The organism is Pontibacter virosus (genome assembly GCF_003096355.1).
Classification (GTDB): Bacteria; Bacteroidota; Bacteroidia; order Cytophagales; family Hymenobacteraceae; genus Pontibacter; species Pontibacter virosus.
The window spans coordinates 223,463-247,355 of sequence record NZ_QEKI01000005.1 but is presented as its reverse complement, the minus strand read 5'-3'; the positions used below and the strand labels follow the sequence as shown (position 1 = coordinate 247,355).

The 23,893-nt window shown below is 51.2% G+C and carries 26 protein-coding genes; 9 read left to right on the top strand and 17 right to left on the bottom strand.

Going from position 1 to position 23,893, the window contains the following annotated elements:
- Window positions 1–81: 81 nt before the first annotated feature.
- On the bottom strand, window positions 82–453 hold the full coding sequence (locus tag C8E01_RS10105; protein ID WP_116543231.1) for a hypothetical protein: 372 nt from the start codon (window positions 451–453) through the stop codon (window positions 82–84).
- A gap of 203 nt (window positions 454–656) precedes the next feature.
- Between C8E01_RS10105 and C8E01_RS10100 the strand changes: the two genes are divergently transcribed.
- Entirely contained in the window at window positions 657–884 is a 228-nt protein-coding gene (locus C8E01_RS10100; RefSeq protein ID WP_116543337.1) for a hypothetical protein, read from the top strand.
- Window positions 885–906: 22 nt separating this feature from the next.
- Here C8E01_RS10100 and C8E01_RS10095 read toward each other — a convergent pair whose 3' ends face one another.
- Window positions 907–1,902, bottom strand: a complete 996-nt coding sequence (locus tag C8E01_RS10095; RefSeq protein ID WP_116543230.1) for an alpha/beta fold hydrolase — start codon at window positions 1,900–1,902, stop codon at window positions 907–909.
- Window positions 1,903–2,030: 128 nt separating this feature from the next.
- Window positions 2,031–3,125 (bottom strand): T9SS type A sorting domain-containing protein, encoded by a 1,095-nt coding sequence (locus C8E01_RS10090; protein ID WP_116543229.1) that lies wholly within the window; start codon window positions 3,123–3,125, stop codon window positions 2,031–2,033.
- 141 nt (window positions 3,126–3,266) lie between these two features.
- Between C8E01_RS10090 and C8E01_RS10085 the strand changes: the two genes are divergently transcribed.
- Together C8E01_RS10085 and C8E01_RS10080 are read left to right on the top strand one after the other, a co-directional pair.
- A complete protein-coding gene (locus C8E01_RS10085) occupies window positions 3,267–5,468 on the top strand; it encodes a sensor histidine kinase (protein WP_116543228.1) in 2,202 nt (733 codons plus the stop codon).
- A 73-nt stretch (window positions 5,469–5,541) separates the two neighbouring features.
- Window positions 5,542–6,258, top strand: coding sequence for a response regulator transcription factor (locus tag C8E01_RS10080; protein ID WP_116543227.1), 717 nt, complete (start codon window positions 5,542–5,544; stop codon window positions 6,256–6,258).
- 77 nt (window positions 6,259–6,335) lie between these two features.
- Here the strand turns inward: C8E01_RS10080 and C8E01_RS10075 are convergent, their stop codons facing one another.
- Entirely contained in the window at window positions 6,336–7,016 is a 681-nt protein-coding gene (locus C8E01_RS10075) for a porin family protein (protein ID WP_116543226.1), read from the bottom strand.
- Window positions 7,017–7,302: 286 nt separating this feature from the next.
- Here C8E01_RS10075 and C8E01_RS10070 point away from each other — a divergent pair, with 286 nt between their 5' ends.
- Together C8E01_RS10070 and C8E01_RS10065 are read left to right on the top strand one after the other, a co-directional pair.
- Window positions 7,303–8,352 (top strand): nucleoid-associated protein, encoded by a 1,050-nt coding sequence (locus C8E01_RS10070; protein WP_116543225.1) that lies wholly within the window; start codon window positions 7,303–7,305, stop codon window positions 8,350–8,352.
- A gap of 129 nt (window positions 8,353–8,481) precedes the next feature.
- A complete protein-coding gene (locus C8E01_RS10065) occupies window positions 8,482–8,913 on the top strand; it encodes a hypothetical protein (protein ID WP_243409519.1) in 432 nt (143 codons plus the stop codon).
- A gap of 52 nt (window positions 8,914–8,965) precedes the next feature.
- On the opposite strand, the gene C8E01_RS10060 is transcribed toward C8E01_RS10065, so the two are convergent.
- Window positions 8,966–9,967, bottom strand: coding sequence for a sterol desaturase family protein (locus tag C8E01_RS10060; protein ID WP_116543223.1), 1,002 nt, complete (start codon window positions 9,965–9,967; stop codon window positions 8,966–8,968).
- Window positions 9,968–10,163: 196 nt separating this feature from the next.
- Here C8E01_RS10060 and C8E01_RS10055 point away from each other — a divergent pair, with 196 nt between their 5' ends.
- A complete protein-coding gene (locus tag C8E01_RS10055; RefSeq protein ID WP_116543222.1) occupies window positions 10,164–10,355 on the top strand; it encodes a hypothetical protein in 192 nt (63 codons plus the stop codon).
- Window positions 10,356–10,412: 57 nt separating this feature from the next.
- Here C8E01_RS10055 and C8E01_RS10050 read toward each other — a convergent pair whose 3' ends face one another.
- From C8E01_RS10050 to C8E01_RS10035, 4 genes are all read right to left on the bottom strand, one after another.
- Window positions 10,413–10,976 (bottom strand): HD domain-containing protein, encoded by a 564-nt coding sequence (locus tag C8E01_RS10050; protein ID WP_116543221.1) that lies wholly within the window; start codon window positions 10,974–10,976, stop codon window positions 10,413–10,415.
- 64 nt (window positions 10,977–11,040) lie between these two features.
- Window positions 11,041–11,553 carry an RlpA-like double-psi beta-barrel domain-containing protein gene (locus tag C8E01_RS10045; RefSeq protein ID WP_116543336.1) on the bottom strand — a complete coding sequence of 171 codons (513 nt, stop codon included), beginning with the start codon at window positions 11,551–11,553 and terminating at the stop codon, window positions 11,041–11,043.
- 399 nt (window positions 11,554–11,952) lie between these two features.
- Window positions 11,953–12,675 (bottom strand): TVP38/TMEM64 family protein, encoded by a 723-nt coding sequence (locus C8E01_RS10040; RefSeq protein WP_116543220.1) that lies wholly within the window; start codon window positions 12,673–12,675, stop codon window positions 11,953–11,955.
- Between the two features lie 43 nt (window positions 12,676–12,718).
- Window positions 12,719–13,501, bottom strand: coding sequence for a rhomboid family intramembrane serine protease (locus C8E01_RS10035; protein ID WP_116543219.1), 783 nt, complete (start codon window positions 13,499–13,501; stop codon window positions 12,719–12,721).
- Window positions 13,502–13,728: 227 nt separating this feature from the next.
- On the opposite strand from C8E01_RS10035, the gene C8E01_RS10030 reads away from it, so the two are divergent.
- The 3 genes from C8E01_RS10030 to msrA all read left to right on the top strand — a co-directional run bounded on the left by C8E01_RS10030 (window position 13,729) and on the right by msrA (window position 17,049).
- Window positions 13,729–15,621 carry a glycoside hydrolase family 3 protein gene (locus C8E01_RS10030; RefSeq protein WP_243409518.1) on the top strand — a complete coding sequence of 631 codons (1,893 nt, stop codon included), beginning with the start codon at window positions 13,729–13,731 and terminating at the stop codon, window positions 15,619–15,621.
- Between the two features lie 85 nt (window positions 15,622–15,706).
- Window positions 15,707–16,405 (top strand): hypothetical protein, encoded by a 699-nt coding sequence (locus C8E01_RS10025; protein WP_116543218.1) that lies wholly within the window; start codon window positions 15,707–15,709, stop codon window positions 16,403–16,405.
- 101 nt (window positions 16,406–16,506) lie between these two features.
- A complete protein-coding gene (gene msrA, locus C8E01_RS10020; RefSeq protein ID WP_116543217.1) occupies window positions 16,507–17,049 on the top strand; it encodes a peptide-methionine (S)-S-oxide reductase MsrA in 543 nt (180 codons plus the stop codon).
- Between the two features lie 76 nt (window positions 17,050–17,125).
- Here msrA and C8E01_RS10015 read toward each other — a convergent pair whose 3' ends face one another.
- The 8 genes from C8E01_RS10015 to C8E01_RS09980 form a co-directional block, all read right to left on the bottom strand.
- Window positions 17,126–17,677, bottom strand: a complete 552-nt coding sequence (locus C8E01_RS10015) for an NUDIX domain-containing protein (RefSeq protein WP_243409517.1) — start codon at window positions 17,675–17,677, stop codon at window positions 17,126–17,128.
- A gap of 23 nt (window positions 17,678–17,700) precedes the next feature.
- Window positions 17,701–18,720: an SDR family NAD(P)-dependent oxidoreductase gene (locus C8E01_RS10010; RefSeq protein WP_116543333.1), complete on the bottom strand. Its 1,020-nt coding sequence runs from the start codon at window positions 18,718–18,720 to the stop codon at window positions 17,701–17,703.
- 122 nt (window positions 18,721–18,842) lie between these two features.
- On the bottom strand, window positions 18,843–19,616 hold the full coding sequence (locus C8E01_RS10005) for an outer membrane beta-barrel protein (protein ID WP_243409516.1): 774 nt from the start codon (window positions 19,614–19,616) through the stop codon (window positions 18,843–18,845).
- 201 nt (window positions 19,617–19,817) lie between these two features.
- The gene (locus tag C8E01_RS10000; RefSeq protein ID WP_116543216.1) at window positions 19,818–20,756 is read right to left on the bottom strand and encodes a M28 family peptidase; all 939 of its coding nucleotides are present in this window, start codon (window positions 20,754–20,756) and stop codon (window positions 19,818–19,820) included.
- Window positions 20,757–20,809: 53 nt separating this feature from the next.
- Window positions 20,810–21,019 (bottom strand): DUF1737 domain-containing protein, encoded by a 210-nt coding sequence (locus C8E01_RS09995; protein ID WP_116543215.1) that lies wholly within the window; start codon window positions 21,017–21,019, stop codon window positions 20,810–20,812.
- Window positions 21,020–21,233: 214 nt separating this feature from the next.
- Window positions 21,234–21,824 (bottom strand): hypothetical protein, encoded by a 591-nt coding sequence (locus tag C8E01_RS09990; protein WP_116543214.1) that lies wholly within the window; start codon window positions 21,822–21,824, stop codon window positions 21,234–21,236.
- A gap of 267 nt (window positions 21,825–22,091) precedes the next feature.
- A complete protein-coding gene (locus C8E01_RS09985; RefSeq protein WP_116543331.1) occupies window positions 22,092–23,009 on the bottom strand; it encodes a membrane-binding protein in 918 nt (305 codons plus the stop codon).
- Window positions 23,010–23,142: 133 nt separating this feature from the next.
- Complete coding sequence (locus C8E01_RS09980) at window positions 23,143–23,754, bottom strand: hypothetical protein (protein ID WP_243409515.1); 612 nt, start codon at window positions 23,752–23,754, stop codon at window positions 23,143–23,145.
- Between the last annotated feature and the right edge of the window lie 139 nt (window positions 23,755–23,893).

The window sequence follows — 23,893 nt, the reverse complement described above, 5'->3', positions numbered from 1 at the left end:
AAGCTAGCCATACCTAAAAAAAGCCCTGCCACTTTAAAAAGTGGCAGGGCTTTTTGCTTCAAGTCAGGTATAGGCTATACCTTACACTCTGCTTTGGTCACTGTCATTCGGCTCAGTGTCGTCTCCTCCAAAAGGCTGCTGACGGCTGCGAATGCCGTTTACATCGTCGTCCATGGCGGTATCGCTGCCCTCGTATTCAAAACCGGGTCCCTGTGCAAACTCTTCTGTGCTTTTAGGGTTGTTGGCGCCATAGCCAGTTGTTTCGTTTCCCTGAATGTGCAGGTTTTTGAGGCTGTCTTTCTGGTCATCGCGCTCCAGTGCTCCCCCTTGCCCTACATTGCGTTTGGCAGACGGGTCGGGTTTGTTGCCCATGGTCTGGCCTTTGCGATGCTCATCATTCACATTCTTTGGCCTGTTAGGCGTGTTCTGTATATCTTCATCTCTATTTGCCATAGTTCAATTCATTTGGTTACCTGTGTATACGCTCCCTTAAAAGATCAGTTAGGTATAGACCATCATACTTAACATAATTTATCAACCAAACACTTTTATACATCTCCCATATCTTTCAATTATCTTTGAGCGAAATTAATTTAGGCAATGGCACGTATGGCACCCCGATTGCGTTACAGAAAGAACCGGCAGCAAAGAAGCATATGAAACTATCGAAAATATACGACCCTCGGGAGATGAACTCTTACCAGTTTGTGGCAATGACGGGTTTGGTGATGACTATTCTGGCGAACCTGATCTTACTGTTTATCGGTAAGACCGTGGAGAACTTTAATGCGCTATACCTGTGCTGGTTCGTTTTCTTTGGGGCAGGCACCATCGCCAATTTCAACAGCAAGCCCGACGATCACGATCATCACCACCATCACTAAGTCCTGCCTTCACAGGTATAACTTACTGTTTCAAAAACTCCAACAACGCTTTGTGAAACTGGTCCGGCGCTTCGATGTGCGGGATGTGCCCCACACCGGTTAGCTCCAGCAATCGTGCGTTAGGTATAGCACCTGCCGTCTGCTGCCCGAGCTGCGGATACTGGCCATACTTCTTCCGCTCCTCTTCACTTTTAAGGTAGGCCTTGCCCACTACTGTGCGGTCTTCCAGCCCAATGGCCAATAGCACGGGCATCTTCAAGTCACTGAATTCATAGACCACCGGCTGCTCATAGATCATGGCGTATGTATGTGCCGCTACTCGTGCAACTGTCGGATAGTCCGGACTGCGTAGCTGCGCGGCAGGTATACGCACCCACTCATCATAGGCTGGTTTCCATGAGGTATAGTACGTCTTATGATAATCCCGAATGCCTGCCTCCGTTCGTTTCAGCTCTTCCTGGTACAGCTCCTCCAAACTCTTGTAAGGCACCATGCGGCGGTAGTCCTCCAGCCCGATCGGATTTTCGAGCACCAGTTTAGCGGTGACTTCCGGATACATGAGCGCAAAGCGGGTGGCCAGCATGCCGCCCATGGAGTGACCCACCATCACAGCTTCGCTGATTTTAAGATAATCCAGCAGGTACCGCGTGTGCTGTGCCAGTTGGTGGAAGCTGTAATGCACCTCTGCCTTGTCCGACTTTCCGAAGCCTAGCTGATCAGGGACGATGACCCGAAAGCCCTGCCCTGCCAGGAAATGCATCGTCTGCTGCCAGTAGGCCCCCAAGAAGTTTTTCCCATGCAGGAGCACCACCGTTTGTGGATTTTTGAAACTGGTGGGCGGCGAGACATCCATGTAAGCCATCTTGTACTTCTGCCCCTCCTGCTCCACCTCCAGGTAGTTGACCGGGTAACGGTAAGCGTAGTCGCTCAGCGTGGCATTGTACGTTTGCTGTGATTGGGCCACGACAGGGACTTGTACAAGCAGGAAAAACAGAATGGAGTATAGGTAATTTTTCATCTGGCTCAGGTATAGGTACTGCTCTTTTTACTTCGTGTAGGCTGCAAGAGTTATCAAACAAAAAGCCCGGCACTGCAGGCACCGGGCTTCTCTACTGAACCAATCTGATTTACGGCATATTACTTAGCCTATTGCACCAGCACTTTTTTGGTATGATAACGGTCTCCCTGGGCTACTTGCAGGAAGTATAGGCCCCTGCCAAAAGGCGTCAGGTCTATCTCGCGCTCGTACGTTCCGGCTAGCTTTTCTACAGTGTCCACAAACACCTCCTGGCCTTTGTCATCCATTACCCGCACTACGGTGGTACCCTTATTTTTGAGGGAGAACTTTAGGTTGAAGCGTCCGTTGTTCGGATTGGGTGAGAAATTGATCTCCTCCACTTTCAGTTCTTCGCGGGATTTCATTTCCACAGGAGCGCCAGTGGCTTTCAACTGTTCTTTATCGGCTTTTGTCACATCCTCCACTTTGGCCTTGCGCATAATAAATACTGCACGCCCCCTTTTCCCTCCGTCGAAACTAAAATCGGTGTGCGGCACTTCTTCTTCCCTGCCGTCTTCGTGTATGCGGTATACCTTCTTCTGACCGTCTTTTACAATCACTTTAAAGTTCATTTGCTCATGCAGTCGCATCAGCGAGTCGATGCGTTCCTGGCTAGGCATTGCTTTCACAATAATGCGCTCTATCTCCTTCGGGTTAATGGTGATGGCTTTGCCAGCATCGCCGAAATGGACGATGGAGGAGTCTTTGAATGTGCGCACGGACACCCGTGGTCCCTCACCCATCAGCAGCGAGTCACCTTGTACTATTTTGAAGCGCTTCATCATCTCTTTGCTCAGGCTATCGGCTGACAAACTGAGCACACGCACCTCTTTCAGTGCCCGCGCCATGGCGCTGTCAGCCTTCATGCTGTGAACTCTTGCCCGGAGCACGCCGTCTCCCTCTCTGCCTAAGCTATAGGCTCTTACTTTTCCGTCCAGCAGGCGCATGTGTCCGGTATCCAGCCGTGCGGCTTTCAGGGCTTTAGCGATGGCCTCTTCCGTTTCGGCTGTAAAGGTGGTGTCAATCACCACCGTTTTGCCATCCACGGTACGTACCATCTTGATGTGCATATTACGCTTCTGCTCCCCTGCCTCCTGCGCTAGCGCATGGTATAAAGGCAAAAGGCCCATCAGTAGGGCAAGTGCCAGTCTGAGCAAGATCTGTGTGTTGAGAAAGAGGTTCATAGTGATAAGGTATAGAGGTTAGTGGATCGTTTCTACAAATGTACGCTACCACTTAGGCCCTAAGCGTTAAAGCCAGGTTAAAGTCTGTTAAGGAAAAGTTAAAGTAATGAACAAGCCAGCCGAAATACGTAAATTTGTTATGTGAGCAAGCTGACTATCATAGGTGTTATCGTGCTGATGAGCATATCGTTACTCGGTATGGTCGGTCTTCAGCTGTATTGGATATTGGACGCCATACAGGTGAAGCAGGAGCAGTTTGACCGCAGCGTGCATGAAGCCCTGGCCCGCGTGGTCGAAAAGCTGGAAACGCAGGAGGCCGTCTCAGCGGTGGCTAGTGGTATGGCTACCCTGCAGGCAGCGCCTGCTGAGGTCGATGAGCTGGAGGAATTGACGCCGCAGGCAACGCAGCCCGCTGCACAGGCGCGACTGGCCCGTGTGCAACCCGCCCCTGAGCCAGAACCTGAGTTCCCCGTGCCAGCCGCGCCAACCATCACAGGTATAGTCGCAAAAAAGAAACCCGCTAAGTCGGCTGCTGAGGTCAGCTCCAGCGTAACCATAGAGAAAACACATACAACAAGCAACCAGGGCATACCAACTGGGCACATCTTCCCTTCCGACTCGCTGATGCAGCGGTTGCTTTCCCCTACCATGCGGGAGTATAACTTTCCGGCCGATCATGCTACTATGCTCAAACAATTGAAGGTGCAGACAGAGCTTGCCGAAGCCCACGCTATTCGATTGAGCGAATTTGAAGGTGAACGGCTCCGCCATTTAGCAGAAAATGCCCTTATCCAGACCCGGCACCTGAATGGCCGTAACTTCCGCATTTCCGTCGATACGCTCCAACACATTGCCCTGCACCTGGACAGTCTGCGCCGCCACGGCTACCTGAACCACACGATCGATCCTGCCACGATCTCCGCTATAAACGTGCAGACCGACAGCGTATTTATCTTTAAAAACGGCAGGAAACAGCGGGAAAGCGTTAACGAACTCAGAAGCCACCTGGGCGGTCGTGTAATTTTCCGGAGTATAGACAAGCCACAGGAAAAGCGTACGGAAAACTCCAGGCCGACGACCCGTGTCTATGTCCGCGCATCGGAGACCCAGGATGAGTCGGCTTCTACTATGGTTGCCGGAGCTACCCCTAAACCCAAACATGCTGCCAAAGCGCAGCTTGCAGCTGCCAAACCTGCAGTTGTGCCCACTCAACCTGATCCAGCCCGAGTGGAGGCCCGCAAAGAACGTCTGAATGAAGTGGTCGAAAAGATGGTGGTGGAGTACGTGGCCAAGGATGTGCCTTTAGAACAGCGATTAAACCTGGAGGAAATTAAACCATTGCTGCAAAGCGAACTGCAGGATAAAGGCATTTGCCTGGACTTTGGTTATTGGGTGCTTACAAATCAGCAAGACACCATTACAGCAGCCCACCTGCCAACCAACAGCACACGAACCTTTGCCACTTACAAAGCCAGCCTGTTTCCAAACGACATCTTTGATAAGTCTGATTACCTTGCCGTTTACTTTCCTGACAGCCAAGCCTATGCCATCAGGTCGCTATGGATGATGCTGGCCTTCTCGGCGCTCTTCACCCTGATCATGGTAGCCACGTTTGGCACCACCATTCACATCATTTTCAGGCAAAAGAAGCTCTCCGACATGAAGAACGACTTCATCAACAACATGACGCACGAGTTCAAGACGCCGATCGCTACCATCTCGCTTGCCGCCGATGCCATTTCCAACCCCAAGGTATACGTCCGCCCGGAGAAGGTACAGTACTACACCGGCATCATCCGGCAGGAGAACAAGCGCATGAACGCGCAAGTGGAGAACGTGCTGCAGATAGCCCGTCTTGAAAAAGAGGATTACCAGATGAACCTGGTGCGGACCGACCTGCATGCGTTGGTACTCAAAGCTGTCGAGAGCGTACACCTGCAGGTAGCGGATCGTCAGGGTGCTATTACAACCGAGTTGAACGCTACTGCTCCTGACCTTGAATTGGACGAAGTACACTTTTACAACGTCATCTGCAACCTGCTGGACAACGCCAACAAATACTCGCCAGACCGCCCTGCCATCCGCATTCAGACCTACAACACAGTCGGCGGCATTCTGCTGGCCGTAGAAGACAAAGGCATGGGCATGACACGCGACGCACAGCTGCGGGTGTTTGACAAGTTTTACCGGGTGCCCACCGGAAACCTGCACAACGTGAAGGGCTTCGGGCTGGGACTCAGTTACGTAAAAGCCATAGTGAGGGCCCATAACGGCACCATAAAACTGCAAAGCGAACCAGGCAGGGGCAGTCGTTTCGAAATATTTTTACCGGCCAGCGCCTAAGCGCGCTTTGCCATGCAACCTAAGCACCCGGCACAGCATCTTTATACAAAAGCTATACCTACATCCTCCCCATATGAGCGACAAAGGACTGAACATACTGCTTGCCGAGGACGATCCTAATTTCGGCATCGTGCTGAAAGACTACCTGGAACTGCACGACTATGAAGTAACCCTGTGCTCAGACGGCTGCAAGGCGATTACGGCTTTCCGCAAGGGACATTTCGACCTGTGCATTCTGGATGTGATGATGCCCGAGAAAGACGGCTTTACGCTGGCCCGCGAAATTAAGAAGTTGCAGCCTGATATGCCGCTTATTTTCCTGACGGCCAAAGCCATGCGGGAGGATATGCTCGAGGGTTTTAAGATCGGTGCCGACGATTACATCACCAAGCCGTTTGACTCAGAAGTACTGCTTTATAAAATAAAGGCGATCATGCACCGCAAGGGTGGTAATGCAATTACGGAGAAACAGGAGGTGACGGAGTATAGCATCGGGCAGTATCGTTTTCAGTACAAACTGCGCTTGCTGCACCACAATGGCGACATTCAGAAGCTTTCGCCGAAGGAGACCGAGTTGCTGCGCCTACTCTGCCAGCACCTGAACGATGTGATGCCGCGCGAAGAGGCGTTGATTCGCATCTGGCACGAAGACAGCTACTTTACAGGCCGCAGTATGGACGTTTACATTGCCAAACTGCGCAAATACCTTCGCCACGACCCTGCTGTGGAAATCATTAACATTCACGGACAAGGGTATAGACTGTGTGCCCACAACGGGGTAATGCTCTAAAATGAAACAGGCCGCTACCAGAAGTAGCGGCCTGTGTGTTTCACCAAAACACTATTACAAACAGTTAAACTCTTTTCTTAGAAAGTAAATCCTACAGAGGCTTTGATCACCCGGTTAAAGGTGTCGAAGTTGCGGTTGGCGTCCACAGTGGTCAGGCCATAGTCGTAGCCGGCACTTAGGTTAAAGCCACTGGCAAAGCGGTAGCCTATACCTCCGGTTGCCGCCACATCCAATTCACGGAAGCCGTTATTCACATCCCATTCCCTGTTCAGGGCATTATAACCCAAGGCGCCGGCCTGTACCTGCACCTTGTTTGAGATCAGGTATGAGAATTGGGGGCCTGCAAAAATGTGGAAGCCATCTCCAATAAATATCTTCGCCAGAATCGGCATATCAATGTATTCTGCTTTGTTGGTAACCGTTACACCGGCGTTCAGGAAATCGAACTGCTCCATCGGGATTTTGCCAACCAGGCGCATACCTTTCTGAGAGTACAGGAGGCCCGGCTCAATTTCGAATCCCGGCACGATAGGTATAGATACCACACCACCCACATGGAAACCCTCGCGCATCTGGCGGTTCAGGGAGCCATTGGTCATATCCATTAGATCCTGCGCACTGTTGATGGTTTGTCCCTGCCATTCGGCCATGTTCACACCCGCTTTAATACCAATGCGCACGGGTTGTTTTTGCTGCGCGTTTGCCTGAGTTGCCGCCATTCCCAGAACGACGGCCAGTAGTAGAAATACCTTTTTCATCTCACCTATCCTTAAATTTTGAAAACTAAAACTCTAAGCTGCGCTGCTTGCTGAATGGAATGAAAGAACCGTGCCAATTTGTGATGGTGTATATTGAAAAAAGTTCACGACCAGGTATAAATAATTAATTATCAGATAAATAACTTTTAAAATTATTTTAAACGAGCACTAATTAGCTCAAAACAGGCCCAGCTAAATCACCTTACTTATTTTGCTACAGGCCTGATTGCACCTTACCTTTGCAGCCCCATGGCCCACAGTAGGGTCAGCTAAAAGGTATAGGCAGATGAATGACAAAAGACGGGTGCGGCTGAACAGGCTGGCCGTGCACCGGGTAGGCAACAAGGCAAAGGAAGAAGGCGTGATCGCATCGAAAGAACTGGTAGACCTGCGGGACGAACAATTAAGCGATTTGCTGACCAACTATTTTCTAGCCCCCTTTAAGCAAGAGGAGTTTTTCCGATTTCACCATACCTCTGATCTGGCCCTGAACGAGATGTTCGCCTACTCGGCCCTGATGTTCACGGAGCCGCAGAAGTTTCTGGAGTACTCGGTGCATGTGCTCAATCACCTCTACGAACAGTCGGACCACCCCAAAGTGAAAAGCGGTGAGCTCTACGTGGTGCATTTGTCGGGCTGCCTGATGGAGGACGATATCGTAGACGCGATCGGCATTTTCAAGTCGGAAAACAAAGACACTTTCCTAACCTTTCAGGAAGACGACGATGACCTGAGCATGAACTACCACTTCGGGGTGAACATCAAAAGCGTGGACAAGGGCTGCCTGATCTTCAACACCGAGGCCGAAGATGGTTTCCGGGTGAAGATCGTGGACGCCAACAGCACAGACGCCGTGTTCTGGAAAGAGGACTTCCTGCACGTAACCGAACTAAAGGACACGAATTTCAACACCAAAACAGCACTCAACCTCTGCAAGGATTTCTCAGAGGAAGTGTTTGCCCAGACCGAAAGTAAAAAAGCGCAGGTAGACTTCATCAGCCGCTCCGTGGACTATTTCTCGAAGAGCGAGACGTTTGATCTGGAGGAGTTCACAAGCAGCGTGATCGACGAACCAGAGACGGCGGAGCGCTTCAAGAACTACACGCAGGCCTTTGCCGAAGAGCGCGATATCGAGGGCTTCACTGATTTTGCCATTAACAAGAACACGGTGAAGAACATGAAGCGCAAGTTCCGCAATTTTATCAAACTCGACACCCAGATTGAGATCAAGTTCAGCGGCTATAACCCGGAACAGAGTGAGCAGTACGTGGAGCGCGGCTTCGACCAGGAGCGCGGCATGCATTTCTACAAGGTATACTTCCACTCCGAGTCTTAGCGTTATCTGCTCAGCAAGCAGGTATAGAAACTATACCTGAGCGGGCCGTGTTGCAAAGAGACCTGCACCAAAATATCGGAACAGTATTTGATAGAGAAGAAAGCACCTATGATCAGCTTTAAAAGAGATATGAAAAAATCAGTTCTTGCCACCTTACTTTTTGCCTTTGCCGCAACCGCTGTGGTCGCGCAGGCGCCTGCCCAAAAGGCCGGTACCACCCAGAGTGCCCCCAAAACAGTGGAACAGCGTGCCGATGATATAACGGCTGGCATGGTGAAGAACCTGCGCCTCAGCCCAAAACAGGCCGCCGAGCTAAAGGACATAAACCGCAGCAGCATGAAGTTTGCGGAAGCAGCCCGCAAAAAATACCGTGAGAATCCTCCTAAACTGGCTCAGCAAATGGACATGATCAGCCAGACTAGACTTTCCCAGATCAAAGACATTCTCACCGAGCAGCAGTTTGCCCAGTACCAGTCGCGCCGCGAAGAGAAGATGGGTGTGCCCCGCGAAGCCAGAAGCAACCCCAGCCAGGGTCCGGGCCAACAGTACGACAACTACTAAAACTTTACGATAAGGAGCAGAAAAGCATGGCAGCCGCCATGCTTTTTTATTTTCACCCGACCTGCCGGTTCTCAGGCTGGCTCAACTGCTCTTCCAGCTCCAGGTCGTCAGGTATAGCAGAGGCTACCTGCAGAATTGGTGCCGCTTCGGTCGACTCCGCTTCCTCATTAGCCAATGCCGCATGTTCGCGCTGGTGGGCTGTAACAATAGTACCTGGCGGTTTGAACAGGATATCCCACACCTCCTGAAATGATCGGGCATACCGTAGGTCTTTGCATATATCCACCCACTCATGAAATACCAGGTAGAAAGGATTGTAGGATGTGACCGGCGTTGTGAGGCCGTAGGTTGGCCGCTCTTCTTCCTTCTGAAAAGTACCGAACATCCTGTCCCATATTATGAAAGTGGATCCGTAGTTCTTATCAATGTACTTGGGATTAGAGCCATGGTGGACGCGGTGATGCGAAGGGGTAACAAAAATATACTCAAACGGCGCGGGCAGCTTACGGATTAGTTCGGTATGCACCCAGAACTGGTATAGCACGGCCAGTTGATGACATACAAAGAATGTGAACGGATCAAAACCCATAAATGGCACGGGCAGGAAAAACAGGAACTTGACGGGCGATGTCCAGCTGGTGCGGAGGGAGATCGCAAAGTTCATTCTCTCGGATGAATGGTGCGTTACATGCGTCGCCCACCAGAGCCGCTGCTCGTGCGAGATACGGTGTGCCCAGTACCTGAAAAAGTCAACTGCTACAAACCCGACCAAAAAACCCCACCATGACCTGGGAATTGCCCACGGTACGGCATTGTATATCATCATGGAGGCGGTGAAAAGCACGATCTTTACACTTGCTCCCACGATGGCGTTGCCCGCACCGATCCAGAGCGCAGCCATAAAGTCTTTCTTTTCATAATAGTTCTGCTTCTTCTTTACGCCCACATACCATTCAATCAGGACGGAGGCCACAATGATGGGCGCTGCCAGGTGCATGATCGTCAGGTTATCCAACTCAGCGATTTGATCTATTGTAAAGATTTCCTTCTCCATAAGCTATCAGTTCGTACAGAGGTATAGCCTTTAGTAACGGAGGCTTTCGCAAAGGGTTAGACAAGAAAATACCCCCAATATCCTATCTTATGCTCTAAATGGTCTAAGTATTGGCCCTACAGCCTGATTTCTTAAGCCGGCTCCACCATTGATTTTATGGAAAACCCTGCGTAATCTTGCCAAAAGGTTAAGCTACATGAACATCCGTAAGAAAGTAAGAATGAACGTACCTGCCGGCATCGACCGCTATGCCGCCATCGACCTATTTGTGAAAGCCGCTGAGAAGGAGAACTGGAGCGAACAGGAGATTCAGTTTGTGATCGACGAGGTGGTAGAGGCCGAGGACAATGCCAAAGGCCTGGAGGCACTTCAGTACTATCTGGCGTAAAAAAGTCGTGCCGGTACAGTAACTGCACCGGCACGACTTATAGCGTATCTACGTAATCTAGTCTTGGTTTTGCTCAGTCGGCTCGAGTTGCAGCTCAGCCTGGTGCTTTTGCAGCACGCTGATGATGAATTCGATGTGCTCTCTGAGGTCCACACCGAAAAGCTCAGCGCCTATACGCACTTCTTCGCGGTCGACGGAAGCGGCAAACCCGCTGGTCTTTAACTTCTTTATAACCGACTTTGCCCCTAAGCCCTCCAGCCGCTGAGGCCGCACCTGCGCACAGGCTACGATAAATCCGGTTAGTTCGTCGCAGGCAATCAGGGCTTTGTCGAGGGTAGTCTCGTAGGGCACGCCCCAGTGGGTATAGTGCGCTGAGATGGCATGGGCGATGCGCTCCTCGCCTTTCTCGCGCAATAAGTCCACGATCACGTTCGGGTGTTTATCCGGATAAGCTTGGTAGTCGGCGTCGTGCAGGAGGCCGGCTGTGGCCCATTCATCGGCGTTCTCCCCTAACTTGTTGGCATAGGCCTCCATTACCAGTTCCACGGTGCGTGCGTGGCGCAGCAGGCTTTCACTGGTCGTCATTTGCTCCAGTATGGTGCAGGCTTCTTGTCTTGTCATAGATCGGCAGCTTTTACAAGCCGGAAGTTAGTAAATTCGGCTTATACCTGCGCATCAGACAAACTTAATTCCTCATCGCAAAGCCAAAGTTGCTCGGCTGGAACTCAAATTCACTTTCATCCGGGAATTCGGATTTGGCAATTTTGACATTCTCCCACTTGCCATAGATGTTGTCCTTGCGGCCCACTAAAATATCAATGCGGTTACGGAAGCGGCGGTTCATGGTGTCTCGGACAATGTACTGTCCGTCCAGGTCTTCTGAAATGCCACTCACCCACACGGTGTCGCCGTAATGAATATTGCCACCCCATCGCGTCAGCATGTCGCGTGAGAGGGCAATCCAGCGATGTTTTTTAGGGTTTTTGGGGTTGATGCGGGAGCCGTCGGCTGTGATGAGGGGGTTTCCGTCGGTTTGGCCTCTCTCAGGATAGTAGACCGTAGCCGTTACGTTAAAAGTCTCAGGGTATTCGGGGTAATCAGGGTATTCTTGTACTTTTTCTATGAGGCGGGGTGATATCAGTTCTTGCTCTTTTACCTCGCTCGGAGGGTTTGAATCTTCAGATTCCAGGATAGCCATTTCGTCGAAAAAAGTTACAAAAATGGAAATCACTACTGCGAGTATTTTGACCCTAAACATATTCAGTCCATTTCGTGAAACATCATTTCTATAATAATAAACCGCTTAAACGGCAGGTATAGAAATTAGGTTTTAGATGATGGAAGGTTATAGGATCGTTAAAGCATGTGGTCTTAAATCTAAAAAAGCAAGTTATACAGGCAATTCAGTCAAAATTCAGAGATATGAGCGGAAAGATTACCCAAAACAAAAAAACAATATTATCACTAAAAATTCATAATAAAAATTCAAAACATATCATTGCTGTGTTATAGAAATTATGAATTTAGAGCAGTTCAAGAGCATATAAATTGTAATTTACAAAGCCGGTTTGGCTGGGTAAAATTGATAGAACGCTGCTTAGTTTTGGCGATGCTTATTCTTAAAGTACTTGTCGTAGATCACGTAGCCAATAAAGAGCGCAAGGCTCACACCTCCCACCCAAATCAGACCGTTCATCAGGCGGTCGTTATCTTCGCCGAGCCAGGCCAGCAAAATAGTGAGCGGCGTAATACCTGCCAGGGTGGCGCCTATAAATTTAATATACCCCATCTTCGTAAGTCCAGCCACGAAACTAACCGCGTCGTTAGACAGGAAGGGAGAAATACGCGCGATGATCACAGCCCAAATGCCATAATCCGATACGAATCCGCAGACTTTATCTTCGGCCTTTTGCCCAATGATCTTGCGTACGCCTGCCTCACCCAGTCCACGGCCAATCAGGTAACCGATGGTAGAGGCGACCAGCACCGCAGCCACTGCAATCAGTGAACCCCAGATCGGCCCATAGGCAATGATGGCCACTAACATCAACGCCACGACATTTACTACCAGCAGAAACATCTGCGCAACCATTGCCAGAATAATAAAGAACGGCCCCCAAAAGCCAAACTGCTCTACCCATTTGGAAATTCGCTCCTCCTCCCCACTCGTCAGCACGTCCCAGCCTTCTCTGATATTCGCCTGAAAATCGGGGAATATAAAATAAGACAGCACCAGCAACGCGATAATCCCTGCTGTTACGGCCAAAGGCCATTTGCTTTGTTTTACATCTTTTTGCGCTGTTGCTGTATTTTGCGACATAGGTGTTTGTTTCAGTGTTTAGACGTAGGTTAAACCATCTAGGTTAGGATTCCAGCATACCTGTTTTGATGTTGAGCCGGGCTTTCTGATCATACTTTTTAGTTGGCTCCTCGCTGGCCAGGGTATAGCGCCAGGTATACTGCGCCGTGTTAAGCGTGCTACTCTGGTGACGTTGCTGCGCTGACAGCTCACGCTGGCTGAGCGGTGGTTCTGCAGGTATAGCTGCCTTCTTCTTGTCGACATGATCCCCATAAACAATGGCCGCTACCATACCTGCCAGCAGTCCACCCAGATGCCCCTCCCACGAGATGCGCTCCTCAGAAGGAAACAAGCCGTAGAACAAGCCGCTGTACAGAAAGAGGATAGCTAATGAAACGGCCAGACCGGCCCTGTCGCGGCGCACAATGCCGTTGAACAGCAGAAAGCCGGCCAGGCCATATACCACGCCGCTGGCCCCCACATGGTAAGCTTCCCGGCCGATAAACCAGGTGAACAAACCGCTTAGCACATAGACCAGCACAAACACACGCAGCGCAACCGACCGATGCAAGAACAGGATGAAGCCCGAAAGTAGCACCAGCGGGAACGAATTGGAAAGCAGGTGAATGAGTCCCGAGTGTATGAGCGGCCCCAGGAGCACTCCGATCAGGCCCAGAAAGTCGCGCGGATGAATGCCCAGCCAGGCCAGGTTCACATTGTTAAGGTATGAGAGCAGCGCCACGAGCCAGATGAGCCCCACAAACAAAGTACCCGGCAGAAAACTGTAGGCAAACCGCTCGTTCTCGGCTTTCAGATCCTGGCTCTGTAAAGGAGTCGTTTGCATCATAGGGCTGTGTCTGTGAAAGGTATAATGGCTCCTTTAGTTGTGGTCAGGCTATACGTACGTGGCTACAGTCAGGTGATGGGGAAATAACACTTCACAGCAGCAAGATACGGGCTGTCCGTCAGAATTCGTATGCGATATCCGTACTTTTCACGTTCTATACCGTATCAGTTCCATTTCGGCCATGACCTAAAGCGTATAAGGCCTATAGTCTTAAACCAAATCCAATATTGAGAAGTAATAAAGGTGATTTCATCACGAGTACCATGCAAGCTAAGCCCCTTCACCCGATAACCAACCGCCTCCCAGCACTATATTTTAGCCTCCTGTGCTGCCTCCTGCTGCTGGGCTCCTGCGAGAGCACTGATACCAGCAGGGCGGCCTATGCGCGTGATGAAGAAGGGCAGCGTGAGTTTTTCCCGGAGGAAGTCCCCTACACACGACCAGGTTCCCTGATAGAGGCGATCGAGAATCCCTCTCCCTGGGTAGACTCTGTCTTCAAGACACTGAGTCCGGAAGAGCGCATCGCACAGCTAATCATCATCGAGGCGTTTTCAAACAAAGGCCCCAAGTACGAGGCTGATGTGATGAACCTGGTAAAAAGGTATAAGGTGGGCGGCATCATCTACTTCCAGGGCGGGCCCGTGCGGCAGGCCGTCCTGAACAACCGCTTGCAAGCTGCCTCCAAAGTGCCGCTCCTTATCTCGATGGACGCTGAAACCGGGGTGGGCATGCGACTGGACAGCACGGTACAGTATCCTTTCCAGATGATGATGGGCGCTATAGAGGATAACGGACTCATTTACCGCATGGGCGCTGAGGTGGCAGAGGAGTTTAAACGACTGGGTATGCACGTGAACTTCGCCCCGGTAGCCGATATCAACAACAACCCGCAGAACCCTATCATCAGCTACCGAGCCTTTGGGGAGGACAAGCTGGACGTGACAGCCAAGAGCCTGGCCTACATGCGTGGCATGCAGGAAAACGGCATCATTGCAGTGGCCAAGCACTTTCCCGGCCACGGTGACACGGATGTGGACTCCCATTACGACCTGCCCGTGATTCCACATGACCGCGCCCGCCTCGACTCGCTGGAGTTATACCCTTTCCGTGAGTTGATCAAGCATGGCATCGGGGGCATTATGGTGGCGCACATGCACATGGAGCAGCTCGACACAACCCTGAACCTGCCTTCCACCCTCTCTAAGCCCATTGTAACCAACCTGCTCAAAAACCAGCTGGAGTTCAAGGGACTGGTTTTCACGGATGCCATGGTAATGAAAGGCGTCACCAAGTACTTCCCCCCTGGCGAGGCAGAAGCACGTGCTTTGATAGCGGGCAATGATGTGCTGGAGCGCCTTAACAGCGTACCTAAAGCCATTCAGGCCATACAGCTGGCTGTTGCCCAGGGTGACATTTCACAGGAGGAGATTGACCGCCGCTGTAAAAAAATGCTGGCTGCCAAAGCATGGGTGGGCCTGGACAGGTATAAGCCCATTGAACTTGAGAACCTGTACGAAGACCTAAACCCAGGTATAGCCGATAGCACGAACCATGCGCTGGCCGAAGCCGCCATGACGCTGCTCAACAACCGCAAGAACTTTCTGCCTATCCGACAGAAAAAGCGGCAGCGCATCGCCACGCTCTCTTTTGGTGTGGTGCGTCCCAGTATTTTCCAGCGTGAAGTAAACAAGTATGCCCGCATCGAGTCCGACTTTGTGCTCTCGCGGAAGGCCAATGCCAAAGAAGTAAAGCAAATGAAGCAGAAGTTGAAGGGCTACGACCTGGTGCTGGTAGGGCTTTACGGGCCGAGTGTCGCGCCGAGTAACCGATTGGGCTACTCCAAAGAGGCAATCGAATTTGTGACGGACTTGGCCCGCTCCAACCGGTCCATCATGACGCTGTTTGACAACCCCTATACCTTGAACCAATTCCCGGACATTCACAAAAGCCGGGTGCTCATACTGGCTTACCAGGCCCACATGCATGCGCAGGTAGCGGCGGCTAAACTCCTGTTCGGCAAAATACCTGCACGAGGCAAGCTCCCTGTTACCGTAAACGGACATTACCAATATGGGCATGGCATCAGCAAAGACAAGCCGCTGCTGGCTGTCAGCCCCTGATAAGTATCTTGTAAGCATGCTTTGCGTATTATGGCAAGTATAGGCACCGCCTTACAAACACCAACCCTAAAACTTTGAAAAAGAAATGCTTAACATTAGAACATCATACCTAGTTGGCTTACTGACAGCCCTGCTCCTCTGGAGCTGCGAAGGAAACAGAACCGCACAGGAAACAGAAGAAATAACCGTAGACGTGCCTGCTGACACCGCCCGCGTGGAGCGCACAGGCCGCACTGTAGGAGAGCGTCTGGAGTCACTGCGCGGCTGGATGAACGAGAAAGTGGAGCGTGGCGACACGGCCATCCAACGCGAAATGCCGGGAATCAAAGAAGACTTCCGGGTACGGTCTGCTGAGATTGAGGAAAACCTGGATAGTCTTTCCGCCGACTCCAAAGCAGAGTACGCCCGCCTGAAGGAGCGTTACGAACGCTGGGAGAACAGACAGGAAAGACGCCTGAACACACCCCTCGACCGCGCTGAGCTGGACCAGTGGGAAGAGCAGTTGCTCCGCGAATTCAAGGAAATCGAAAACATAGCGCCACAGGACATGCGAGAGGCCTACCTCACGTTTATGGGGGTGATCCGGGCCAAGCGCCGCAACTGGACGCAGCACGACTGGGACTACGTGGACAATGTGTACGGGCAGCTGAACCAGCGCCGCGGCCAGGTGGAAAACCAGATTTCGAACAATGACAAGCTTAAGATCAGGGCTTTGCAGGCCGAATACCTGACATTGGAGGGCGCCGCAGATGCCCAAAGTACTATGCGCAACATGCGAAATTAAAAACTATTCGAGGGCTTTTCGGTTTAGGCCCTATACCTTTGCACAGGTATAGCCAATAGTCTTTGGCATGATTGCCTATACCTATATTTAAAGCGAAAAAGATGGAAAAAGCGACATTTGGAGGAGGATGCTTCTGGTGTACGGAAGCAGTGTTTCAGGACCTGGGAGGCGTACAGAAAGTAGAGTCGGGCTACGCAGGCGGGCACATGGAAAACCCAACCTACAAGCAAGTTACCTCGGGCACTACCGGCCACGCCGAAGTGCTGCAAATCACCTACGATCCGGCTGTTGTAAGCTATGACGAACTGCTGGAAGTGTTCTGGAAAACCCATGACCCGACCACGCTGAACAGACAGGGCAATGACATCGGACCGCAGTACCGCTCCATCGTGCTCTACCACGATGACGAGCAGCGCGAAAAAGCCGAAAGATACCTGAAAGAGCTCGATGCCTCCGGTGCCTTCAATGACCCGATCGTGACCACCATCGAGCCATTGCAGGAATTCTACCCGGCCGAGGACTATCATAAGAACTACTTCAACACCCACGGCCACGAGCCTTACTGCAGCTTTGTGATTCGGCCGAAAGTTGACAAGTTCAGAAAGGTGTTTGCCGACAAACTGAAGCCCGGAGCGGTTAAGTAAGATAAGATGCTACAAACAAAAAGCGTCAGCTACCCCGAAAGGTGGCTGACGCTTTTTGTTTGCGGTACAGCTAAATCTACCCCTGCAACTGCACCCACTGCTGGGCAATAATCGTCTTGGCATCGGCAAAGCTTTCTGCCAGAAGCTCATCACGGGTATAGCTTACTAATTCAATGTGCTCGTGTTCATCATCCTTCCCACCGCCCTCGGCATGCTGGTGCGACACTTCAGCGTAATACAGCAGCACTTTCTCGGTAGTGCCACCCGGCGATGAGTAAAAGGTATGCAGATGCTGCAGGCCGTCTACGCTGTAGCCGATCTCTTCCTCTATTTCGCGGGCAATGCTGGTTTCCGGGCGCTCGCCTTCGTCCACCATACCTGCCACCACTTCCACCAACTCCGATTCAGAACCAACGCGAAACTGTCGGGTCAGGATGTAACGCTGTTTTTCTGTGTCATACACCATGGCAGCCACAGCCGTGCCCCGGTCAAATTGCTCCCGCGTGAAGGTATGGCCATTCTGGGCAACGGTCAGTTTATAAATCTTGAAGTAGCCGTCGTAGGCTGTTTCTCGCTTTTTGATTTCCATAAGGGCGAATATAGGCAAAGCCAGGGTATAGCCTGCCATCAGGTATAGGTTAATGTTAGTTGTTACAGTTCGTTGTTCCGGAAGGCAGCTTTCTGCGTGCGCTCCGTCAGGCCGGACATGGAAAGCGGCGTCTCACTTTCGTATCCCTTCTTGGCACGCTGCTCTCCGGTCGGTCCGGGCAACATGCGGTTAAGCACAGCAAATACATCGGTCGTGGTTTCCGGTGAGAGCCCGTGAATGAAGGCGCCGATCTTGGCGGGTATAGACGTCACCACTTCGGCGTCTCCATTCCGGCAGGCATCCAGAATCGACTTGGCCGAATCCTCTGCACTGATGGAAGTGAGCGGGCTTGAGTCGACGATCTTAAACAGTGTGTATTCTTCTTCGTGCTGCCCTTTGACGTTGGCATGACGCGGGCTGCCGGTCTGCATCAGGCCCGGCGATGCACAGGTAACGGTGATATTATACTGCTTTAGTTCAGCACGCAATCCTTCCGATAAACCGACCAGGGCGAACTTGCTCGCACTGTAAGGCACCAGGTGCGGTACGCCTAGTTTTCCGCCAATGGAAGCAATGTTGAGAATACGTCCGCCTCCTCGGGCTTTCATGGAAGGCAGCACGGCCAGCGTGGTATAAAGGGGTCCCCAGAAATGTGTCTGCATGGCCTCCTCAAAGTCTTTAATGGTCATCTCCTCCAGTGGCCCTGCCGTGATGATGCCCGCATTGTTGATCAGCACATCGATCTGCCCGAACTCCTGCTGTACCCGTTCGATCATCTGCTCTACCTGCGCCTGCTGTGTTACATCGCAGGGGAGCACCATCACATCGGCCCCATTGCCTGCCAGCTCCATGCGGGCGTCCTCCAACTGCATTTCGTCGCGGGAGCACAGTACCAGCCGGGCTCCTTCTTTAGCCAGTTGGCGCCCCATCACAAAGCCCAGTCCACGGGCGCCGCCCGTTATCAGCACCGTCTTGTTTCGGAAGCTGTAGGCATTCAGTTTGCGGTTAATGGCACGGGCTGCAAGCAAAGCGCCTGCTCCGGCCGCCAGCCGCCACAGGTTTCTTTTTTGTTCTGTTTTCATAGCATTGTAGGTATAGCAAATGTAGCCGGACACCGCCTTAAAGTAGCGCATCTGGCTTTTTTGTCTACGGGAAGGCAGGTGTTGTAGGTTCGAGGACTGGGATCAGACAAATAAGGCGAGGCTTATTTTTTCTTTTTAAAGGGGTTTACGCCCTGCCGCTTGCTGGTGAACACCTCGTTCTTGGGCATCGGGGTGTACATCAGTTTAACAGATACCACGCCATAGTGATCTTTGGTGTTCTCTACACGGGTCACGTTGTCGAGGTAGTCTGTAGTCGTAAGTTGATACATTACCTCGGGGGCCACGCTGAACTGATCGGAAAAACGGAAGCGTATACCTCCACCAAACGGAATTACCCCGGCTATGGCCGGATATGAACGAAGGCGGTCGTAGGTGATATCAGAGTTGGGGGCTCTGTTAGTAGGATAAGAGCTGGGGGTATAGTACACAAAACCCACCCCACCTTTTACAAAAGGGACGGCAAAGCGCTTACGGGTAGAGCGGTAGTTGTTGGAACCGGCGTAACTGTCCATCAGATTGTACACCAGCATCCCGGACACCTCAATCACCCTCGACTCAAAAGTGATATTGTCCTGATAAGTTTTCTCAGAGGCTCCCAGTTTAAGATATTCCACTTCCCCACTAAATGACCAGAATGGATTGTACTTGAACAAGGCTCCTATGCTGAAAGCGGGTCCAATGTCATTGCACCCGAAGCTGCCGCATATGTCGCTTTTCACTGCGGTAAATCCTATGCCAGCCTGAATGACCAATCCGCGCTCCGGCATCTTGCTTACACCCATGCGGCGAATAGCACTATCCTGCGCCTGGGCGGTAGTGCAAACTGTAAGGGCGATCGAAAATAGTGATAGAAGGAAGTATCTGCTCCTGCTCATGCTTTAGACAGGTTTCTCAATTAAGGTTTGGGTGGCTTGCAGCTTATATATGGGCTGTGTTGGGCCTGCTCCCCCTATCTACGCAAGGCTAAAAGAAAGGATCATTAAAATTTATGAATACATTATGATATAGCCATGATAATATAATCCGGGCTATACCTTCCTTTGTTGTGCAACCTGTTGAATTGGTGACAGCTGCTGTTAATAAGATTCAGTGGTTGAAGCACTTGCGCGAAGAGATGGACGTTTTTTGTTCAGCAACTGAACAAAATCGATTACAAGTGCGGCCGCATCCGGATAAAAGGTGGGGTTGATATTTTCATACACATCCGTCGGTTTGTGGTAATGCGGATGGTCCTCAACGCCAAAATAGATGAATGGGATCTGGCGCTTGTGGAATTGGTAATGATCCGATTGCCTGGTCCAGTCATCCTGACCTTGCTCAGGCCGGTCGTGGCCTGTTAGCAACCTGGCCAGCGGCCTCGCTTTAACCTGCTGCAGCAGCGGTAACAGAGCCGGATAATGGTAAGTGCCACTGGCGTAAATCTCGCCCTTGTTGTTGAGGCTGAGCATGTCCATGTTCACATTTAGCTGAATCAGGTCAAGCGCAAGCGGAGGGTTCTCCAAAAAGGCATTGGCGCCCTGCAAACCAAGTTCTTCGCCATCGAGTGCGGCGAAGATCAAGGTATAGTGAGGCTTGTTTTTCTTGAAATAAGCGGCAGCGGCCAACAGCGCTCCCACGCCAGAGGCATTGTCGTCGGCTCCATTATAGATCTCGCCCTTACGTACGCCCACATGATCGTAGTGCGCCGTCAGAACGATCGTTTTGTCTGTTTTGCCAGGTATAAAGCCGATCAGGTTCACGGCTGCTTCTACTACAACTCCCCTACCCTCCAGGCGGAAGGTATGGCGGTAGCTGTTGTTATAAGCCTGTAGCCCGATTTCGTTGAAACGCTTCTCAATGTACTCCTGCGCCATCCGGTTGCCCTCCGTACCGCTTAAGCGGCCCGCCATTGAATCGGCGGACAGTACCTGCACGTCGCGCAGCAGCACCTGTGGATCGAGCACCTTTTTTTGAGCTAATGCGGATACCTGCAGTGCACAGACAAATAGAAAGATTAAGGAGAGGTGGCGTTTCATAGGTTTCATTTAGGGCGAATTTACTATAAAATTGCAAGTCCGCCCCTAAAATATTAGTTGTTCAGGACAGGCCAGGAAATCCAGCTTTTCTGTCGTGCTGCTGTTCTCTTCTGCTGCTCGGCCACACGGCGCTCTACCTCCTGGGTATAGCTTCCGTCTTTCTCAAAAACCTCGCCTTTCAGCACCCATCCTGTTTTCACGTAGTCCTGTACTCTGTTTACGAGTGCCTGTAGGTCTTTTGCTTCAATTACGTCGAATTCCATGTTCGTTCCTGTTTTAATGGTCTTACAAATGGTTGTCAGATGTGATTTTAACAAGGAGCGTGCCACTTACGTTCATCAGCTGCAAATGTTACAATAATTTTAAAACAAACTACATTTCTGCCTCCAAAGGCCTCAGAATGCCCTCTAATCCTCTTAAAACCAAAACGGACCGGTCAGCAGACCGGTCCGTTTTGAAATATTAACTAATTGTATTCTAATTTTTTACGTTTATAAAAGCTGGCACTTCTACCGGGCCTACCGATGTTTGAATGGTCGGTTTGATTTGCAGTACCACATCCGGTCGGTTGGTGCCGTCGCTTTGAGAGAGCATGGTCACAAGGCGCAGCAGGTTGTTATACCCAGGTTTGCCATTCTCTTCAGCAATAAGTATAGGGGTGCGCACATTCAGGGTGTTGAGTCCATGCCGCAGCTCCACAGGCTCGTCTACCATGCCGCTCAGCGTTTGCTTGCCATCCAGCAGCAACTGCCATTTCAGTTTCGTCACGGTCATACTGCGATCCTGATTGCCTTCGTCAAGTTCCACATTGAGCCCCAGGCTGGAGTAAGCGGACAGGTTGTTATCGGAGAAAGCCGAAAGAAGCAAGGCCGCCTCACTGAATGAGAAATCCTCCGGCCGCTTCTTGTTCAGCACATTCACACCATTGAGTTTCACTTCATTTATACCTGACAGGCTATACTTTGCCTCCTTAAAAGCATCCACGTCGCTTTTGGTGCTGCACGAAAATGCCAGCAGGGCTATTCCCAGCAGTAGGGTGAAAGGAAATAGATTTGTCTTTTTGATCATATGCTTTATACTGCCCAGCGCTTTCGTAATTTGCCTAGGCCTGAAATGGTTGAGTTAAAAGTATGATTCTCCGGGTAGTACGCATCTCCGTTTCCAGAGATCGTATCAGTCGTTAATTGTAAATTCGTGGAAGCATTCCATTACCAAAATCAGTGGTTTTCAAATTCGCATTCAGCCTCCCAGGAGCTGCAAGTTAACTAATCCTGCTACAACCGCATTAAAACTGCCTGCTTTCACTACTCCATGCTTTGTGCATATTACTGCTTTTTAGCTGAAATGCCCTACCCGCTGCCCACGCTGGTTAACGAGCACCCCATCGTCTGTTACAAACAGGCCCTGCAGGTACTCACTCTCAAAGTAAAAAGGATAATCGCGGTTATTGGTGCGGGCCAGCTTGCCGATGATGCGGGCACCGCGTTCAGTCATGTGCACCAGTTGCAGACGTGTAGTCAGGAAGAACTGCTCATCAGGGGCATTGTTGAACACTACTTTGCGCAGCACCAACTGGCTGTCCAGCCGCTGCGAGGCCGCACTGGTTCTGGTCGGCTGCTGCCTCACCTGCTCCCTTGCCTGTTGCGGTGGCTGACTGTTGCTTGCCATAGGCTGTCGCTCGCGCTGTTGTCCGTTCGCGCTGGCCAGTAGTTGGGCGTCGGCATTGCTCCAGCCCCTGCTGATGGCCGCCAGCCGATAGCTGCGTCCCGGATGTGTGGCAGAGCTTCTTTCTTCAGACAGCACCTGTATGGCAGCCTGTGCTTCCTGCAGACTAGCGCCCATCTTGCGGAGCACAAAGCCTGAAAACTCATCGGCCTCCAGTTCATCGGCGTGGTTGCTGCCCTGCCGGGATAAGGTATGGCCGTTCAGGTGATGCCCGATCTCGTGCGCCAAAATGCTCACGCCCGCCCAGTCGGTATGCACGGCGTTGTTAATAGCATCCAGAAAATGTTCGTCGTACAGGATATAACGCTTGCCATTGTGGATCACAGCAGCGGCATTTTCAATGTTGGCGGAGCGTACCTCAAAACGCGGTTTCAGTCCAATCACATCGATGATCTCACCGATCACGTCACGTGGGGCGGCTTTGGCAGCCGTATACATTTCCGGACCAGGTACTGCTTCTGCCACAGCCACAAAAAGCGGTGTCAGGGCCAGCAACAGGGCCAGGCAATTCTTTTTCAATCGATTCATGTTGTTTCCCTTTCTGTAGATGGATGAACGCAGCATATCCAGAACGAAAAATGGAAGAAAGCTGGTATAGCCTTCAATGCAAGTACTTTGCCAGAATTAAGCTTTCCGGTCTTTCAGCGCACGCACTTCTACCTTATCTGAAGAACGCCATCACACCTGCCGGTTTGCTAACCGTGATAAAGGCTGGAGATTCGATGTTCCCTACCGGTGTTTTGAGCGTAGGCTTGATCTTAAGCTTAACCCGCTCCCTTATGTCCGCCTGCTGCCCCAGAAGCGTGATCAGTCTCGATAAACCAGTATAGTTTGGCATGTTCCCATCAGCGGCCAACCCGACAGGTGTGGCGATCGGCAGTTGATTCAGTCCTTCGTGCAGCACCATGGTTTCATCAATGGTACCGGTCAGCGCTTCCTCGCCGTCTACTTCCAGCAGCCACCTCAGGCGCGTGATGGTCAGGCTTCGCTCGTTTTCACCTGGTTCCAGCATATCTACATGTAGTGCCAGGACAGCACTCACCTCCAGCGAGTTACTGGTTACGGCTGTCAATAGACTGTCGCGCTCTTCATTCGAAAAGCCGCTCCGCTCCTGTATGCGCTGCTCTACATCGATGCCGTTGAGCTTTATGCCCCTCACACTATGCAGGCTATATTTTGCTTCCGTAAATGCTTTGATATCCTGTGCCTGCCTGCAGGATACACCCGCCAGCAACAGGGTCAACAGTAAAGCCACGTTCCATAATATATTCATTTCTAACCATTTGTTATCTATACCACTATGCAAATAACGCACCATCCGGCACTAACTGTTTCAGGTATAGTCTTAAAAAAAACAGGTATAGCTAACCGCTATACCTGCTCTTGGTGTGTGTGTCATTGCTGAGTACCTG